Consider the following 17,646-nt stretch of genomic DNA (forward strand, 5'->3'; position numbering starts at 1 on the left):
GGGAGCACGTTAGCGGCACCGATTCCGGCAAAAGGGGTGATCCGGTCCGGAGTCGCCGTTCTTAGGGCGGGCTTAAGGGACCCATCGGCGCGGGTTAATGGTGCGGGGCGGCGGTGGCCCGGGGTGCGGGTCTTCGCGGGTCAGCGGCTCGGCCCCGCGCCGCGGGTGCCCCGGACCTCCGCGTTCCGGCGGATCTTCCCGCGTCGCTGCCGGCCCACCCGTCGCCCGTGTCCCCGGCCGCCCCGCTCCGGTCTGCTCCCGTGCAGTCCGATCCAGATCCGGACCTCCGTACCGCCGAGCACCGAACGGCCGATCCGCAGGTCGCCACCGGTGGCCTCGGCGACCCGGCGCACGATGTCCAGGCCGAGTCCGGTCGACCCCACCGCGCCCGCCGCCCCGCCCCGGCCGCTGGAACCCCGGGCCAGGGCCGCCTCCGGGTCGGCGATCCCGGGACCCGCGTCCGAGACCAGCACGATCACCGCGTCACCGCTGTGGTGCACATCGACCGCGAAGGCGGTGCCCTCCGGGGTGTGCCGGAAGACATTGCCGAGCAACGCGTCCAGCGCGGCGGCCAGTTCGGGCCGGGCGACCGGGATGCGTACCGTACGTTCCACTCCCGCGAGGCGCACCTCGCGCCCCTCGTCCTCGGCGAGCGCCGACCAGAAGCCCATCCGCTCCCGGATCACCTCGGACGCGTCGCAGCCGGCCCCCGCACCCTTCTGTACGCCCTGGGCCTGCGGGCGCTGCTCGCGGGCGGTACGGATGATCGTGTCGACCTCGTGCTCCAACTGCTCGACCGCGGCCCGGGTCTGCTCGGCGGCCGGGCCCTCGCCCAGCGAGGCGGCGTTGAGCCGGAGCACCGTGAGGGGGGTGCGCAGCCGGTGCGAGAGGTCGGCGGCCAGTTCCCGTTCGTTGGCCAGGAGCTGGACGACCTGGTCGGCCATCGAGTTGAACGCCACGGCGGCGGACCGCAGTTCGGTGGGCCCCTCCTCCGGGACCCTGGTTCCGAGCCTGCCCTCCCCCAGGTCCTGGGCGGCGCCCGCGAGCCGCTGGGCGGGCTCCACCATGCGTACGCCGAGCCGGTCGGCGACCGCCACCGAGCCGACGATCAGCGCGATGCCGACACCCGCCAGCATCAGCCAGGCGGTGGTCACCCCGTGGGAGACCTCGCCCTCGGGCACGAACACCTCGACGACGGCGATGTCCCCGGAGCCCAGCGCGACGGGCGTGAGCAGCGCGGAGCCGCCCCGCACCGCGGTGATGGAGGCACGCCCGTCCTTCCGGACGGTCTCCACGTCCTCGCGCGGAGCACGCCGGGTGCCGATCTCCAATGCCCGGCGCCCCGGTTCGTCGGCGGCCGGGACATGGACGGCGAGCCGCCCCTCGTCGCCCGGTTCGGTGGACAGGACGGCCCGGGTCAGCTCCTTGCGGTCGGTGGTGATGGAGAGGGTCGGCCCGATCGTGGCGGCCTGCCGTTCCGCGTCGGAGAAGGCCCGGTCGCTGGCCATCTCCTTGACGACGAGGCCGAGCGGCACGGCGAACGCGATCGCGACCATGGCGGTGACCGCCAGACAGACCTTGGCCAGGGCCCATCTCATGCGGGCGGCTCCGGGGCCGGTGGCTGGAGCTTCACGCCGACGCCGCGCAGGGTGTGCAGATAGCGCGGGCGGGCCGCGGTCTCGCCCAGCTTGCGGCGCAGCCACGACAGATGGACGTCGATGGTCTGGTCGTCGCCGTAGGACTGCTGCCAGACCTCGGCCAGCAGTTCCTTGCGCGGGACGACGACGCCCGGCCGCCCCGCGAGGAAGGTCAGCAGGTCGAATTCACGGCGGGTCAGATCGATGGCCGTGCCGTCCAGTTCGGCCTGGCGGCGCAGCGGGTCGATGGCGAGCCCGCCGACCCGGATGACCCTGGGCGGCGGCGCCTCACCGCCCGAGGCGCGCGAGCGGCGCAGCACGGCGGCCATCCGCGCCGAGAGGTGTTCGACCGAGAACGGCTTGGTCAGATAGTCGTCCGCACCGTCGTTGAGCAGCCGTACGATCTCGCTCTCGTCGTCCCGCGCGGTGGCGATGATCACTGGTACGTCGGTGATGGACCGGAGCATCTTCAGCGCCTCGGCGCCGTCGAGATCGGGCAGTCCGAGATCCAGGACGACCACGTCGAAGCCGTGGTGCGCGACCTCGCGCAGCGCTTCGAGCGCGGTCCCCACACTCCGTACCGTATGAGCGGCCTCACTGAGGTGCCGGATGAGGGCGGAACGTACGAACTGGTCGTCCTCGACCACGAGCACACTTGCCATGGGCGGCACCGTACGCCATTCGACGGCCCCCGGTCCCGCCGCCGGAGGTACGGGGGACAGCACCGGCCGGGGTGGTGCAGGATGTCCCGGATGCAACAAGGACTCGTACACGCGATCGCGTGGTCGCTCGCCACCGGGGCGGCGGTCACGCTGTCGTGGTGGGGCGTGCACACGGTGATGGCGGGGACGGCGTACGACCCTCCGCGCGCCGTTCCGATCGCGGTGGGCACGCCGGCCCCCGAGGGGACCGGAGAGGCCGGCCGGGAGCCGGTGTCGTCCTCGACCCACCGGGCCGCGCCTCCCCCGTCGCCGCGCACCACCGATCCGCGTACCTCGGGTCCTGACGCCACGTCGTCGCCGCCGTCCGCCCGGCCCTCCCGGCAGCCGTCCGGCGCCCGGGCGAAGACATCGGCGCCCGCGGGCGAGGTGAAGGGGTACCGCACGGACGGGGGCCGGGTCGTCTTCGAGCTGGGGAGCGACGCGGCGAAACTGGTCTCGGCGACCCCGGAGCCGGGCTGGTCGATGCAGGTCTGGACGAACGCGGCCTGGATCCGGGTGAACTTCCATGACGGGGGCGAGGCGACGTACTCGGTGTTCTGTACCTGGAACGGTCATCCGCCGACGGTCCAGGTCGTCGACCCGTAGGTGGCTGCGCGGGGCCGGGTGTGCGCGGGATGCCGGGCCGGGTGTGCGCGTGTGTACGGGCCCCCGGCGTCAGGTGAAGGCCGAGGGCGGCGGGGCCGGGGACGGTTTGGCGGCCTCGTCCGTGACGACGGCGGCGCCTCCGGTGAAGTCCGCGAGCGCCCGCCCGTGTTCGACGCGGCCGGGGTGCGGATCGCTCGCGACCCGACGGGTCAGTTCCGCGACCGCGAGCGGCAGGTCCGAGGCGAGCAGCACCGCGTTGCCGAAGCGGCGTCCGCGCCACACGGTCGGGTCGGCGGCGAGCGCCAGTTCCGGGAAGACGGCGGCGGCGGTGGCGATCTGGCCGCGCAGATGGGCCAGCGGCGGCCCGTCGGCGAGATTGGCGGCGTACTGCCCACCGGGCTTCAGGACCCGGCGCACCTCGGCGAGGAATTCGGCGGAGGTGAGATGGGCGGGGGTACGGGCCCCGCTGAAGACATCGGCGATGACGAGGTCGGCCCAGCCGTCCTGGATCTTGCCGAGGCCGGCGCGGGCGTCCGTGGAGCGGACCCGGATCCGGGCCTGCGGGTCCAGCGGGAGCTCCGCGCGCACCAGTTGGACGAGGGCGGCGTCGACCTCCACGATCTGCTGGGTGGAGCGGGGGCGGGTCGCCGCGACGTAACGAGCGAGGGTGAAGGCACCGCCGCCCAGATGGAGGACGTGCAGCGGATGTTGCGCGGGAGCGGCGAGGTCGATGATGTGGCCGATCCTGCGCTGGTACTCGAAGGAGAGGTACGTCGGGTCGTCGAGGTCCACGTGCGACTGGGGGGCGCCGTCCAGCAGCAGGGTCCAGCCGTGCGGCCGTTCCCGGTCGGGTATCAGCTCGGCGAGGCCGCCGTCCACCGTCCGGGACGTCCCGGCCCGCTCCCCCTTGCCGGCCCGGCGCTCCTGCTTGCGCGCGGAACCCTTCCGCGCGCCCCCGGCCGGCGCTCCTCGACGTGCCACGTTCGCTGATCCTCGCTGATGGGGTCCCGGGGTACCGGCAACGGCGGCAGATCCGCCCGTCCGGCCATTATGGGCTCAGCTGCAGTTGTCGGCCGCTTCGATCACCCGGGCCGCCTGGTCGAGCGCGGCCCGGAGCGCGGCCGGGTCGGTGACCGGGGCGTCGTCGGCGGGCGGCAGCAGCCAGCCGGAGCCGGAGACGGGCGGCTCGGCGGGGATGCGCAGCCCGCGGCCGTTCGTGGACGTACAGGCGCTGCCGGGTACGTCCCACGCCTGGGCGGTGCCCGGCGGCACCAGGAATCCCAGGGTGTCGCAGGTGCCGTCGTGCAGCACCGGGCCGACCGGCTCCTGGTCGGCGCCGCGGCGCAGGATGTCCACGGCCTCCAGGCCCTGGCGGGACGGGACGGTGACCAGGTCGCAGGGTTCCTCGGCGGATCCGGCCGCGGGGTCGGGCGAAGTCGCCGCCGGACCCGTGGGACGCGTCGCCGTGCCCGCCGGATCGGCCGCCGCGCCCGTCGGGTTCGCTGCCTCGGCCGTCGGGTTCGTCGTCGTGCCCGTCGAGTTCGTCGCGGTCGTACGTGAGCCGGTCTCCGAGCCGAGATGCAGCAAGGGAACCCCTCCTCTCATCGCCGAACGGAGCCACACTCCGTCTCCATGTGTCCAACGCGCCGACAGCGTCAAGGGCTACGGCGCCACGCCGCCGCAAAGGGTGGCAGTTCATGGCGGATCAGGGGGGAGTTATCCCTTTTGTAGGGAAACCCTGTGTATGCGGTTCGTCACACCAGGTACGTTCTTGCCCCGCCGGGACACCTGACCCAGGAGCCCGGCCGCACCGGAGAGGGCCAGCCATGGTGTCGACAGGGCCAGTTCCCAACGTCGTCTTCCGCCAACTGCGCGGCCGACGCTCGGCGGGGGAGTTCGCGGCAGCCGTCCGCAGGGCCGCCCGCGAGATCGGCGAACACGTCGCGTGCGATGCCCGGTACATCGGGCGCGTGGAGTCCGGCGAGATCCGCTGTCCCAACTACGCGTACGAACGGGTCTTCCTGCACATGTTCCCCGGGTCGTCCCTGGCCGACCTGGGGTTCTCGGACCGCGAGGCCGTGCGAGGGAGGGGGGCGCGCGACACGGCCCCTGCGCCCTCGCCCTCTTCACCCCCGCCCGTGCCCCCGACCCCGTCCCTTCCCCCGCCCGCCACGGGCCGCGGCGACATCGACATCGACGAGGAGAGCGACGTGCTGCGTCGCGTGTTCATGACGAGCGGTACCGCCACGGTGGCGGCCGCGTCCCTGAGCCTGGACGGCACCCGCGCGGCTGCCTCCCCGGTCTTCCTGCCCGCGCAGCGCCGGGTCGGCGAGACGGAGGTGGCCGCCGTCGAGAAGGCGGTGCGGCAGATCCGGCTGCTGGACGACCGGCACGGCGGCGACGGGCTCTACCGGCGGGCGGGCCAGCCGCTGCGGGCGGCGTACGCGCTGCTGGACTCCGGGGCCACGACGCGGCGCGCCACCGCGGACCGGCTGCACGCGGGGGCGGGTGAGCTGGCGATCTCGGTGGGGTGGCTGGCCCATGACTCGGGCCGGTTCGACGACGCGCGCTCGCACTACGCGGAGGCGCTCGCCATGGCCCGGCTGGCCGGTGACGCGGCGCTGGAGGCGCACGCGTTCTGCAACGCGTCGTTCCTGGCGCGGGACACGGGGCGGCCCCGGGAGGCGGTCCGGGCGGCGGAGGCCGGACAGCGGGCCGCCCGCGCGCTCGGCTCGCCCCGGCTGCTGGCGCTGCTCGCGCTGCGGGAGGCGGGGGGCCGGGCGGGGCTCGGCGACCGGACGGGGTGCGACCGGGCGATCGGGCGGGCCCGCGCGGCGTTCGAGCGGGGGCCGGCCGCCGCCGATCCGGAGTGGATGACCTTCTTCCGGGACGCCGAGATGGAGCTGCTGGAGGCGCAGTGCTGGTCCGCGCTGGGCGACTGGTCACGGGCGGCCCGGCACGGGCGGCGTGCGGTGGCGCTCCAGGACGCGCACTTCACCAGGAACCTGGCGCTGTACCGGGCGCAGCTGACGGGTGACCTGGCACGGGCGGGCCTGGCCGACGAGGCGGCGGCGACGGGCCACCAGGCGCTGGACCTGCTGGACCGGGTCCGCTCCTCCCGGATCCGGGGAATGCTGGCGGGGGCGGCGCGGGTGCTGGAGCCGCGGGGCGGGGCGGCGGGGGTGGCCACGTTCCTGACCCGCCACGCAGACCGCACCCACCGCTGAGACGTTCCGGGCGCACCCGATCGGGCCCGCCCGGCGCCCGCCGCCCCCACGTCCGGGGCACACCCACCGAACCCGTCCCGGCACCCCCACGTTCCGGGCGCACGCAGCCCGTCCCGGGATGCCAAATCAGGCCCGCCCGGCGCCGGAGTACCTCAAAGGTGCGCCCCACCCCGGCACAAGGGTTCCGTCCTCAAACGCCGGACCGGCTGAACGTGGACGCCCCGGACCGGCTGGAGCGCGGCGCCCCGGACCGGCTGAACATGGGCGCCCCGGACCGGCTGGAACCGCGGCGCCGCGGCTAGTGGTGCAGGTGGCCCGTGTCGTTCCAGCGTTCCACCGCCGGCATCCCGTACGCCCACCCCAGCACCGAGAGCGACGTCGGATCCAGCCTGATCCTGGCCCCGAAGGACACGTCCTCGCCCAGCCACCGCGCGCCCAGCGCCCGCAGGATGTGACCGTGGGCGAAGACCAGGACGTCCCGGTCCGCCGAGCGCGCCCAGTCGACGATCTCGTCGGCGCGGGCGGAGATCTCCGCCGTCGTCTCCCCCTCCGGCACACCGTCGCGCCAGATCAGCCAGTCCGGACGGTCCGCCCGGATCTGCGCCGGGGTCAGCCCCTCGTACGCCCCGTAGTCCCACTCCATCAGCGCGTCCCACGGCTCGGCCCGCTCCCCGAACCCGGCGATCTCGCAGGTCTCGGCGGCCCGGACGAGCGGGCTGGTCCGCACCTCCACCCCGGGGAGCCCCGCCCAGGGCTCCTCGTGCAGCCGTGCGCCGAGCAGCTTCGCGCCCGCGCGGCCGGAGTCGAGGAGCGGGATGTCCGTCCTGCCGGTGTGATTGCCCTGGACGGACCACTGGGTCTGGCCATGCCGGGCGAGCAGGATTCGCGGTGCCATGACGGCTCTCCCTGAAACGGTGGAACGGTGAACAGGTCCCGGACTGCGGTGGCCGGGACGGCGACGGAGGGACGGCGGCACGGCTCCGGGCTCGGTCGAGGGCGGAGCCGATTCGTCCCGCTCCATCATCTCTCACGTGCCCGGCAGGCAACCTCCGGGGCCGTAACCGCGTCCCACCCTGAGCAGTCCTGTTACGCGGCCCGGCCGCGACCGGGAACCGCGTGGGTACGGGGCGTCCGAAAGAGACCCCCCGGGGGGAACGGCGGCTCACGGCCACCGTACGGTTGAACGCCCGCCGTCGGCCGCATGAACATGGGGAGAGCTACCGGATGCCGCACGCCACTGCCGCGCCCGTGCCCGGCCACCGGCCCCGCTGGTGGACGGAACTGCCACTGATCGCGGTGGTGTACGCGCTGTACTCGGCGGGACGGCTCGTGGTCCGCGGCGACGTGTCGACGGCGGTCGACCACGGCCTGGCCATCCTCCGCCTGGAGCAGGCGCTCCACATCAACGCCGAGCACCCGCTCAACCGGCTGCTGACCGATACCCCATCGCTCGGGATACCCGCCGACTTCGCGTACGCCTCCCTGCACTACCTGGTCACCCCGGCCGTTCTCATATGGATGTTCCGGCGCAGGTCGGCCGCCTACCGGGCGGCCAGGACCTGGCTGATGACCTCGACCCTGCTGGGCATGATCGGCTTCACGCTGATGCCGACCTGCCCGCCCCGGCTGCTGGACGCCGGATACGGATTCGTCGACACGATGGCCCAGTACAGCTCGTACGGCTGGTGGGGCACCGGCGCGAGCGCGCCGCGCGGGCTCAGCGGAATGACCAACCAGTACGCGGCGATGCCCAGTCTGCACGTGGGCTGGGCCGTGTGGTGCGGGATCCTGCTGTGGCGCCACGGCCGCCACCCCCTCATACGGGCGGCGGGCATCGCTTACCCGCTGCTGACCACTTTCGTGGTGATGGGCACCGCCAACCACTATTTCCTCGACGCCGTCGCGGGCGCCGCCGTGATGGGCGTCGGAGCACTGCTGACCAGGCCGGTGATGCGGCTGGCCGACCGGGTCAAGGACCGGTTCCGGGCGGCTTCCGCCTCTGTCGCCGCGGCCTCCACGGCGACGAAGTCCCCGATTGTCAGTGCCGGATGCAAGACTTCCGCGGGTGAGCGAATCCCCGGCCAGCGGACCACCTCCGCAGATTCCACCGACACGGCACGAAGCGACGCCGGACGAAGCGACGCGGCAGCAATCGACGCGGTCCGAAGCGACGCGGCGGAGAGCGACGACGCTCCGGCAGCGGCTCGCTGAACTGCGCGGCCCGTCCGTCGCACCGCACCCGCTCGACGCCCGCGCGCTGGCCGCCCTCGCCGCCAACCCCGGCTGCAAACGCCGTGCGCTGCTCGACGGAGCCGGAGTGGACAAGGCCGTCCTGGCCACCGCTCTCGGCTCCCCCGCCCCGTTCGGCCAGTCCCAGTTCGCCTTCATGCGGGGCAACGCGTTCGAGGCGAAGGTCAAGGCCGACGGCGGTACGGAGCTGCTGCGCCTGCTGCACGAACGCCTCGGCGGCGGTGCCGAGGCGCCCGCCGAGGTGCGGGTGCCCGATCTGACGGCGGCCGGGCCCGAGGGCCGCGCCGCGCGCACCGCGCTCGCCCTGCGGGAGGCGACGGCGGCGGGCGGCTGGACGCTGCTGGACCACCCGATGCTGGCCCTGGAGGTGGCGGGATCGCCCGCCTATCTGGAGCCGGACGCGGTGGTGGTGCACCCCGGCGGCCGGTGGACGGTCGTCGAGATCAAGTCCTTTCCCATGATCGACAGTTCCGCCGACGCCGCGAAGGTCGGCGCGGCGGCCCGCCAGTCCGCCGTCTACGTGCTGGCCCTGGAGCGGGTCGCGGCGCTGACCGAGGGTGCCGAGGTCGGGCACCGGGTGCTGCTGGTCTGCCCGAAGGACTTCTCCAACCTGCCGACCGCCTCGGTCGTGGACGTACGCAAGCAGCGCGCCGTCACCAGCCGCCAGCTGACCCGGCTGACCCGCATCGAGGACATCGCGGCGACGCTGCCCGAGGGGACGACGTTCGACCCGGAGTGCTCCCCGCAGGAGCTCGACGCCGCGGTCGAATCCGTCACCGCGGCCTACGCCCCGGAATGCCTGGCCGCGTGCGAGCTGGCCTTCCACTGCCGGGCGAAGTCGCGTGCCGAGGGCGCGGTGGAGTCGCTGGGCCGGAGCGTACGGGGCGAGTTGGGCGGGCTGACGACGGTGGCCGGGGTCCTGGCCGCCGCGGCGGGCAAGGAGGGCGACCCGGCCGACCCCACGGTCGCCGCACTGCGCAGGGCCGCGGCCCTGCGCGCGGAGGCACTGGAGGGCGCGGCCGCATGTCGCTGATCAACACGCTGGCCCGGCTGGAGGCCGTGGAGAGCGGCCGCGCGCAGCCGATGGCCACCGTCCGCCACCGTCATCTCACCGCCGCGCCCCTGGTGCTGGTGCCGCTGACCACCGCCGGTGAGGCGGGCGCCCCGCTGGGGGCGCTGGTCGGGACGGACCGCGAGGCGCCCCGGCTGCTGGCCGTCGCCCAGCCGCGCGACCGGGACCTGCGGTTCGCCTTCCTGGCGGAGCTGGCCGAGGCGGTCCTGCCGCACATCGAGGAGTACGCGGACGTCGTCGAGCCGGCCGAGCGCAACGAGGTCGACCCCGAGACCGGCAAGAAGGTCAAGGTCGAGGTCGAACTGTGCGCGGACGCCGCCCAGTTGATCGTGCCGAGCCGCGCGGGCATCGAGTTCGTACGGCTGCTGGGGCGGTCGATGCGTTTCCGGCGGACCGCCGAGGACGATCCCGACACCCCCTATCCGGCACCCGCACGGGTGCCCCTGCTCGGCCGCTGGCTGACGCACTACGGGGAGCGCGCCCGGGTACCGGGCTCCTCGCTGCTGCTCGCCACCACCGATCTGCTGAACCGGCACTGGGCGACCGGGCAGAGCAGCCTGGAGGACCAGCATCTGGGGGCGCTGCTCGCCTGGATCGACCCGTCGGCGGGCGAGTCGGGGGCCGAGGCGGCGCTCCGTGCTGAGCTGGCGCGGGACCGGGAGGGCCAGTTGCTCTGTCCGCCCGCCGGACCGGCCACCGATCCGGCGTTCGACAACCGGCTGCTGGCACCCGCGATCGAGAAGTACGACCGGGCGCGCACCTCGCTGGCCGCCGCCGAGGACGGGCTCGCGGCGGATGCCCGGCTGGGTGAGCTGAGCTCCGCCGAGCGGGAGATCCGTTCACTGCTGGCCGGGGTGCTGCTGCCCACCTGGGACGCCGTGTGGCGGGGGCTCGATCTGCTGCGGGAGCTGCCCGAGGGGGCCAGGGCCGAGGACCGGTGGACCCGGGACCGCTGGTCGTTCACCGGCCACCGGGACCGGGTGCGCTCCGGTGAGCCGCCGCAGCCGCGCCGGGACGACGCCGTGACGGCGGCACAGAAGCTGGCCTCGCGGGAGACGGCCCAGGCACAGCTGGACGCGCAGGAGGCACTGGACGATCCGCTGGTGCTCGCCGGAAGACGGCTGTCGGGCGAGGCGTTCCTCGCGGAGGTGACCGAGGTGGAGATGGCGTACAGCGAGTCGAAGCGGCCCTCGCCGCGCCCCCTGGTCACCGTCCGTACGGCCGAACGCCCGCACCTGGGCGAGCGGACCAAGGTGTACCGCTCGCTGGACGGCAAGCCGCAGACCGCCGAGTTCGCGGGGTACGCCACCGGGGCTGCCGGGAACGCCGTGGCCACCTCGGACGCCGTGGACGGCGCTATCGGCGGGACGGACGACGCGGGCGAGATCCTGCTGGTGCTGCGGATCCTGGACCGGATGGGGCGGGGCAGGGAACCGGCACCCGGTTCGGTTCCGGAGCCGGGTGACCGGATCGCCTGGACGCTGTTCGAGCACGACCAGCGCGGCGGCCCGAAGCTGCCGGACCCGGAGGAGACCCCGTGGACCCATGGCGGCCCACCGGGCGCGGCCGACGGACTCCGTGAACATCCCGACCCCGTGACCCCCGAGGACCTGCTGTGACGGCCACGTTCGACCCGGGCGCCGCGGCGGCGCGGGCGACCGACGCGATCCTCGGCGACACCCTGCGCGGCACCTCGCGCGGCATCGTGGTGGATTCGCCGCCGGGCGCCGGGAAGTCGACCCTCGTGGTCCGCGCCGCGCTGGAACTGGCCGCCGCGGGGCACCCGTTGATGGTGATCGCGCAGACCAACGCGCAGGTCGACGACCTGGTGGTGCGGCTGGCGGAGAAGGACCCGGGGCTGCCGGTGGGCCGGTTGCACAGCAACGACTCCGACCCGTACGACAAGGTGCTGGACGGGCTGGCGAACGTACGGAAGTCGGCGAAGGCGGCGGATCTGGCCGGGCTCGACGTGGTGATCTCGACGGCCGCCAAGTGGGCGCACGTGAAGAACGTGGAGCCGTGGGGGCACGCGATCGTGGACGAGGCGTACCAGATGCGTTCGGATGCGCTGCTGGCCGTCGCCGGGCTCTTCGAGCGGGCGCTGTTCGTGGGCGATCCCGGCCAGCTGGACCCGTTCTCGATCGTCGGCGCGGACCAGTGGGCGGGGCTGAGCTACGACCCCTCGGCGAGCGCGGTCTCCACGCTGCTCGCGCACAATCCGCAGCTGCCGCAGCACCGGCTGCCGGTGTCCTGGCGGCTGCCCGCGTCGGCCGCGCCGCTGGTGTCGGACGCGTTCTACCCGTACACCCCGTTCCGCAGCGGTACGGGCCACGGGGACCGGCGGCTCTCGTTCGGGGTCGCGTCGGACGGTTCGGGCCCGGACCGGGTGCTGGACGAGGCGGCGGAGTCCGGCTGGGGGCTGCTGGAGCTGCCGGCCAGGCACACCCCGCGCACCGACCCGGAGGCGGTACGGGCGGTGGCCCTGGTGGTGCGCCGGATGCTGGACCGGGGCGGCGTCGCGACGAGCGAGCGGTCAAAGGACCCGGTCCCGGTGACGGCGGACCGGGTCGCGGTCGGCACGGCCCACCGCGATCAGGCGGCGGCGGTCCGGGCGGCCCTGGTGGAGCTGGGCGTCACGGGGGTGGCGGTGGACACGGCGAACCGGCTCCAGGGCCGCGAGTTCGATGTGACGGTGGTCCTGCATCCGCTGTCCGGACGCCCGGACGCGACCGCCTTCCACCTGGAGACGGGCCGGCTGTGTGTGCTGGCCTCGCGCCACCGGCACGCCTGTGTCGTGGTGTGCCGCGAGGGCGTGGCGGACCTGCTGGACGAGCATCCGTCGACGGAGCCGGTGCAGCTGGGGGTCACGGTGAAGTTCCCGGACGGGTGGGAGGCGAACCACGCGGTGCTGGCACATCTGGCGGAACACCGGGTCCGGTGGCGGCCCTGACGGACGGCGTACGCCCACGCCCCGGCCCCGGGGCGGGAAGCCCCCTTGCGCGGGGCTGGACAATGGAGGGTGGCCGTCCGGCCGCCCGAAGGAGGGACACCCCATGGCACAGCCCGAGCGGAACGAGCGGCAGAGGCTGCGTCCCGCGCCGCTGCTCTTCGAGCCGTCGGAGGCGGCAGCCGATCCCGAGCACTTCTTCGACCTGGAGTCGTTGGAGGACCCGAAGGACCTGCTGGCCCGCGCGACCGAGCTGACGCATGCCTTCCGGGCGGCGACCGACCGGGCGGTCGAGTTCCAGGCGATGGCCGCCGCCCAGCTGGCCGACCCGCGCCGGTTCGACCGGCTGACGGTGACGGATGTCGCCGAGCGCGCGGAGTGGACCGAGGACTACGCCAAGAAGATGATCGAGTTCGGCCGGTCCCTGCTGAACACCCCGAGGCCCTGACCGGACCCCCGGAAGCCCTCCTGACCGGACATTCCGCGGCGCTGACCGGCCTGGGGCACGGTCGCTTTCGTTGACTTCGGGTACGACCCCTGGCATATGCCGTCGGGCAAGATACTCGCTCGCCTCCCACCATGTCCCAGTTTTGGCAACTCTCGGAATCGATCTCGTCACTCCCGGTAGACCTGGGTCCATGAGCGCTTGGCTGAAAGACGAAACGACCCTGCAGGCCGGTGCCACCCCGCACCACGGCGTCGACATCTTCGCCCTGCTGCGGGACCAGGCCACCCATCACACCGCACAGGTCACCGCGGCCGGCGCCGCGTGGCTGGCCGGGGCCACGGCCTATCCGCGCAGCACGCTCTCCCAGTGGGAAGCCCGTCCCGGCTCGCCCGGCGTACTGCCGTGCGGCTCCGCGTTCGACGTGGTGAACGTTCCCGCGCTGTTCGGCCGCCGGATGCTGGAGCAGCTCTGGGCCGAGGGGCCGGGCTCCGGACCGGTCGCCACGCACCGGGGCCGGATGATGCTGTTCACGGCCCCCGGAACGGCCCAGCGGCTGCCCTCGCTGCTGGCCTGGGAGGAGTGGGGCACCGGGGGGCCCGAGCAGCGCCGGGGGCAGGAGAGGACCGTCCCGCCACTGCTCTGTCACGGCACCGGCGACGCGGTGACCGTCCCACCCCTGACCTGCACTTCCACCCACTCCGGGCCCCGCTGGGTGGTCGCCCCCGACACCCGTAGCCCATGGCTCCCCGGACCGGACGTCATGCTCTGGGCCTGCGTACGGGTGGGCCGGTCGGCACCCCTGGCGGCCGACGGGAGTTCGATTTTTCCTCCGGCCGATCAGGATGCTAATGTCTACGACGTCACCAGGCGCCGTTAGCTCAGTTGGTTAGAGCAGCTGACTCTTAATCAGCGGGTCCGGGGTTCGAGTCCCTGACGGCGCACAGACGGAAGAAGCCCCCTCGCGAGAGCGAGGGGGCTTCTTCGTGCGCCCGGCGGAAGCCGTGCGGAAGCGACGCGGCCCGAGGGGGACGCCCCTTACGCACCGGTGGTGATCCGGACCGTCCAGGAGCCCGACGGGGTGCGGTCGGCGACCTCGACTCTGGTCCGCTCGCCGGGCACGGTGAATGTCTCGCCGACCCCGAGCGGGGCGTCGGCGAGCGGCGGGTAGACCGACCGGTCCCAGCAGGACTGGGTGTCGGGGTGGGTGTCGATCACCTCGACCGGGCCGCCGCCGGACGGTGTCTCGTTGCGGATCCGGTAGATCAGGACGCCCTCCGAACAGGTCGCGCTGTCGTTGCCGACGGCGCTGCGCGCCTCGATGGCCAGCGCGCTGCCCTCGCCCGTCCTGACGACGGCGAGCCGGGTCCCGACGGACCCGGCGGGCACCGGGGCGGCGGCGATGGGTTCCAGGGTGAGATCGGCCGTTCCCTGGACACAGACCACCTGGCGCCGGTCGAGCCAGCCCAGCTTCCACTTGTGCCAGCCGAACAGGTCCGGCGCCAGTCCGAACTGGCTGCCCATGACGTCCCAGTCGCCGACGTAGGTGTCCCAGTCGCCCTTGCCGTCCGTGGGCCGGTGGTAGAGGTCGGCGAGGTCGAAGACGTGCCCGGTCTCGTGCGCGAGGACATTGCGGTCCGGCGGGTGCTGCTCGAAGACGGTGACGACGCGCCTGATGTCCGTGCCGTCGGCGCGCAGCGGCCGGTCGAAGTTGACGACCTTGGTGGCGTCGGAATCGACACCGGGAGCGTCCGGATCGGCGACCAGATAGACGATGTCGTACGCGGAGAAGTCGACGTCGTCGTCGGCGGCGGCGATCGCGTCGCGCAGGTAGGCGGTGCGCCGCCCCGAGTCCCAGTCACGCTGTATCCCGTAATGGGCGGAGGGGTGCGGCATCCGCGTCCATCGCCGCTGCGGGTGCGGGCGGAGGGTGAAGGTGCCGTAGCTGGCGCGCTCGAAGAAGTGCGTGGTCGCGGGGAAGTGGTCGGCGGCCAGCATCTCCGGAGTGACGGCGGGCTCGGAGTCCGGGAACGAGAGGAAGATCATGACGGCGTCCAGGCCGCGGTCGGGGCGCGGATAGGCGCCGTTCCAGTTGTCCAGCCCCAGCGAGTGGTGCGCCGCCGTCCGGGGCAGTGCGCACGGGCCCGCGTCGCCCGTGGCGGCCTGGGCGGGGCCCGCGACCAGAGACGTGGCGGCAAGCGCCATGAGGGAGGTCAGAGCGGCCGCCACACTGCGCAGACTCGGCCTTTCCACTCCCCCGGGTCTGTGCTGACGCGGCACATCTACCTCCGGATGGGGAAATGCGGGACACCTCGACCACCCTGTGCCGGTTCGGAGCCGTACGCCCAGTTGTGCTGCCCCACTCGGGTCAGGGACCGACCGGCCGCACCCCTTCACGGACAGTCACCTTTGGTCAATCCATTGACGTGAAATAACAGATCCGCACAGAAGAGATCACGAGCAGACAAACCGGATCGACGGCGAACAGGGGAACACCCTGTGGACACGGAGCCCGCCACGGTGGACTGGCTGGAACGCCCGCCGCGCCACCCTCTATGCTTCACCACGTTTTCCCGCGTGGTTTCCGCCCCTCACCCGGGCCCTCCACCCGGCGCCCTGTCCGACCCACCTGTTCACGACGACCTTCACAGCGGGAGCGAGCGGTGAGCGGAACCTCCGAAGGGCCGAGGCCCACGGCAGGCCCAGCAGCCCCCGACCCCACGCCCCTTTCCGTCACGGAGCGTGACGCGGCGGAACCCGCGGCCTCGGACACGGTGGCACCCACGGCCTCCGAGCTGCGCGACTACCGCGCCGCGTTCCGGGTCGCCACCATGCCCATGGCCGTGGTCGACGCGCGGGGCCAGGTCGTCAGCGCCAACGACGCGCTGGGCGGACTGCTGGGCACCGCCCCGTCGGCCCTGGCCGCGCAGCCGGCGGCCGACCTGGTCGACCTCGCAGCGGACGGCCACATCTGGCACGCGTACCGCGAGGTGCTGCTCGGCCGGCGCTCCCGGTTCCGCTGCACCCGCCGGCTCAAGCATCCCGACGGGCGCCCGCTGTGGGCCGAGATCACCGTCGTACCGATGCACGGGGCGGAGATCTCGGAGGGGGCGGATATCTCGGACGGGGCGGGGAGTCCGTACGGGCCGGGGACCTTGTCCGGGCCGGGGACCTCGGAGACGGCGGAGGGCTCGGACGCGGCGGAGACCTCGGACGGGGCGGAGGGCTCGGACGGGGGCACCGTCGGCCGGATGCTGATGTCGGTCGCGGACGTCAGCGACCGGCACGAGCTCCACAAGCGGCTGCGCCACCTCCAGATGCACGACCCGGTGACCCGGCTGCCCAACCGGACCCTGTTCTTCGAGCGGCTCTCGACGGCCCTGGAGACCCCGTACCAGGACGACACACTGCCCCGGCACGGCCGGATCGGGCTCTGCTACCTCGACCTGGACGGGTTCAAGGCGGTCAACGACACCCTGGGCCACCGGATAGGCGACCGGCTGCTCGCGGCCGTCGCCGGGCGGCTCACCGACTGCGCCGGGAGCGAGACCCGGCACCGGGGCGGCAGCCCTCTGGTCGCCCGGCTGGGCGGTGACGAGTTCGCGATCCTGGTGGAGGACTCCTCGGGCACGGAACAGCTCACCGATCTCGCCCACGCGCTGCTCGTCGCGATCCAGCAGCCCTTCGACCTGGCCGGGCAGCGGCTCTCGGTCTCCGCGTCGATCGGGGTGGTGGAACGGGCCACGGCCGGTACCTCGCCCACCGGTCTGATGCAGGCCGCCGACACCACGCTGTACTGGGCCAAGGCGGACGGCAAGGCCCGCTGGACCCTCTTCGACCCCGAGCGCAACGCCCACCGCATGACCCGCCAGGCGCTCGCCTCGACGCTCCGGCCCGCCGTGGAGCGCGGTGAGTTCACCCTGGAGTACCAGCCGCTGGTCGGGATGGCCGACGGGGTCGTCCACGGGGTGGAGGCCCTGATCCGGTGGAACCATCCGCGGTTCGGGGTGCTGGCACCGAACCGGTTCATCGCGATCGCCGAGGAGGACGGCTCGATCGTCCAGCTCGGCCGGTGGGTGCTGCGCACCGCGTGCCGGCAGGCGCGGCACTGGCAGCTGGACCACCCGGACGCGCCGCCGCTGTTCATCAGCGTCAACGTCGCCGTACGGCAGGTCTGGGACTCCGATCTGGTCGCCGATGTGGCCGAGATCCTGGCCGACACCGGACTGGAGCCGGGGCTGCTGCAACTGGAGCTGACCGAGTCCGCGGTGATGGGCTCGGCGGGCCGCCCGCTGCGGGCCCTCCAGGAGCTGAGCGACATGGGCGTACGGATCGCCATCGACGACTTCGGCACCGGCTATTCGAACCTCGCCTATCTGAGCCGGCTGCCCGTCTCCGTACTGAAGCTGGACGGTTCCTTCGTCCGGGGCTTCCGTTACGACGACGGCACCCACCCCAGCCCCGCCGACGAGACGATCGTCGAGGCGATGGTGCAGTTGGCGCACCGGCTGGGGCTGACCGTCACCGCGGAGTGCGTGGAGACGGCGGGGCAGGCGGAGCGGCTGCGCAGGATCGGGTGCGACACCGGGCAGGGGTGGCTGTACTCGCGGGCGGTCGCGCCGGAACAGATCGCCGGGCTGATCGGTGCGCGACCCCTGCCGTAAGCCCCGTGAGCCCCATGCACCCCGCGAGCCCCGTGCGCGACCCGACCGTCGTCCCGGTCCCGGTCGCGCACGGGCCTGCGTCTGCGTCTGCGTCTGC

General features: G+C 73.6%; 15 protein-coding genes and 1 tRNA gene. 10 read left to right on the plus strand and 6 right to left on the minus strand.

Annotated elements, in window-relative coordinates:
- Window positions 1–140: 140 nt before the first annotated feature.
- Complete coding sequence (locus tag OG251_RS13620) at window positions 141–1,598, minus strand: HAMP domain-containing sensor histidine kinase (protein ID WP_326677425.1); 1,458 nt, start codon at window positions 1,596–1,598, stop codon at window positions 141–143.
- Window positions 1,595–2,299 (minus strand): response regulator transcription factor, encoded by a 705-nt coding sequence (locus OG251_RS13625; protein WP_326677426.1) that lies wholly within the window; start codon window positions 2,297–2,299, stop codon window positions 1,595–1,597. The genes OG251_RS13620 and OG251_RS13625 overlap by 4 nt, the downstream gene beginning before the upstream one ends.
- 90 nt (window positions 2,300–2,389) lie before the next feature.
- Here OG251_RS13625 and OG251_RS13630 point away from each other — a divergent pair, with 90 nt between their 5' ends.
- The gene (locus OG251_RS13630; protein WP_326677427.1) at window positions 2,390–2,944 is read left to right on the plus strand and encodes a hypothetical protein; all 555 of its coding nucleotides are present in this window, start codon (window positions 2,390–2,392) and stop codon (window positions 2,942–2,944) included.
- Between the two features lie 69 nt (window positions 2,945–3,013).
- Here the strand turns inward: OG251_RS13630 and OG251_RS13635 are convergent, their stop codons facing one another.
- Together OG251_RS13635 and OG251_RS44980 are read right to left on the minus strand one after the other, a co-directional pair.
- Window positions 3,014–3,925: a spermidine synthase gene (locus OG251_RS13635; protein WP_326677428.1), complete on the minus strand. Its 912-nt coding sequence runs from the start codon at window positions 3,923–3,925 to the stop codon at window positions 3,014–3,016.
- A 75-nt stretch (window positions 3,926–4,000) separates the two neighbouring features.
- Window positions 4,001–4,531: a hypothetical protein gene (locus OG251_RS44980; protein WP_442818329.1), complete on the minus strand. Its 531-nt coding sequence runs from the start codon at window positions 4,529–4,531 to the stop codon at window positions 4,001–4,003.
- Window positions 4,532–4,770: 239 nt separating this feature from the next.
- Between OG251_RS44980 and OG251_RS13645 the strand changes: the two genes are divergently transcribed.
- Window positions 4,771–6,171 (plus strand): tetratricopeptide repeat protein, encoded by a 1,401-nt coding sequence (locus OG251_RS13645; RefSeq protein WP_326677429.1) that lies wholly within the window; start codon window positions 4,771–4,773, stop codon window positions 6,169–6,171.
- Between the two features lie 298 nt (window positions 6,172–6,469).
- On the opposite strand, the gene OG251_RS13650 is transcribed toward OG251_RS13645, so the two are convergent.
- Complete coding sequence (locus OG251_RS13650) at window positions 6,470–7,066, minus strand: histidine phosphatase family protein (RefSeq protein ID WP_073723541.1); 597 nt, start codon at window positions 7,064–7,066, stop codon at window positions 6,470–6,472.
- A gap of 329 nt (window positions 7,067–7,395) precedes the next feature.
- Between OG251_RS13650 and OG251_RS13655 the strand changes: the two genes are divergently transcribed.
- The 7 genes from OG251_RS13655 to OG251_RS13685 all read left to right on the plus strand — a co-directional run bounded on the left by OG251_RS13655 (window position 7,396) and on the right by OG251_RS13685 (window position 13,829).
- Window positions 7,396–8,382, plus strand: coding sequence for a phosphatase PAP2 family protein (locus OG251_RS13655; protein WP_326677430.1), 987 nt, complete (start codon window positions 7,396–7,398; stop codon window positions 8,380–8,382).
- The gene (locus tag OG251_RS13660) at window positions 8,273–9,454 is read left to right on the plus strand and encodes a hypothetical protein (RefSeq protein WP_442818420.1); all 1,182 of its coding nucleotides are present in this window, start codon (window positions 8,273–8,275) and stop codon (window positions 9,452–9,454) included. The genes OG251_RS13655 and OG251_RS13660 overlap by 110 nt, the downstream gene beginning before the upstream one ends.
- Window positions 9,445–11,112, plus strand: coding sequence for a hypothetical protein (locus OG251_RS13665; RefSeq protein ID WP_326677432.1), 1,668 nt, complete (start codon window positions 9,445–9,447; stop codon window positions 11,110–11,112). Before OG251_RS13660 ends, OG251_RS13665 begins: the two co-directional genes overlap by 10 nt.
- Window positions 11,109–12,443 (plus strand): AAA domain-containing protein, encoded by a 1,335-nt coding sequence (locus OG251_RS13670; RefSeq protein WP_326677433.1) that lies wholly within the window; start codon window positions 11,109–11,111, stop codon window positions 12,441–12,443. Before OG251_RS13665 ends, OG251_RS13670 begins: the two co-directional genes overlap by 4 nt.
- A 103-nt stretch (window positions 12,444–12,546) precedes the next feature.
- Window positions 12,547–12,888, plus strand: a complete 342-nt coding sequence (locus OG251_RS13675; protein ID WP_326677434.1) for a hypothetical protein — start codon at window positions 12,547–12,549, stop codon at window positions 12,886–12,888.
- A 190-nt stretch (window positions 12,889–13,078) separates the two neighbouring features.
- The gene (locus tag OG251_RS13680; RefSeq protein WP_326677435.1) at window positions 13,079–13,765 is read left to right on the plus strand and encodes a hypothetical protein; all 687 of its coding nucleotides are present in this window, start codon (window positions 13,079–13,081) and stop codon (window positions 13,763–13,765) included.
- A tRNA-Lys gene (locus OG251_RS13685) sits at window positions 13,756–13,829 on the plus strand. The genes OG251_RS13680 and OG251_RS13685 overlap by 10 nt, the downstream gene beginning before the upstream one ends.
- A 94-nt stretch (window positions 13,830–13,923) precedes the next feature.
- Here the strand turns inward: OG251_RS13685 and OG251_RS13690 are convergent.
- Window positions 13,924–15,165, minus strand: coding sequence for a M6 family metalloprotease domain-containing protein (locus tag OG251_RS13690; RefSeq protein ID WP_326677436.1), 1,242 nt, complete (start codon window positions 15,163–15,165; stop codon window positions 13,924–13,926).
- Between the two features lie 383 nt (window positions 15,166–15,548).
- Between OG251_RS13690 and OG251_RS13695 the strand changes: the two genes are divergently transcribed.
- Window positions 15,549–17,549, plus strand: a complete 2,001-nt coding sequence (locus OG251_RS13695; protein WP_326677437.1) for a putative bifunctional diguanylate cyclase/phosphodiesterase — start codon at window positions 15,549–15,551, stop codon at window positions 17,547–17,549.
- Window positions 17,550–17,646: the final 97 nt, after the last annotated feature.

Source organism: Streptomyces sp. NBC_01237 (genome assembly GCF_035917275.1).
Lineage (GTDB): Bacteria > Actinomycetota > Actinomycetes > Streptomycetales > Streptomycetaceae > Streptomyces.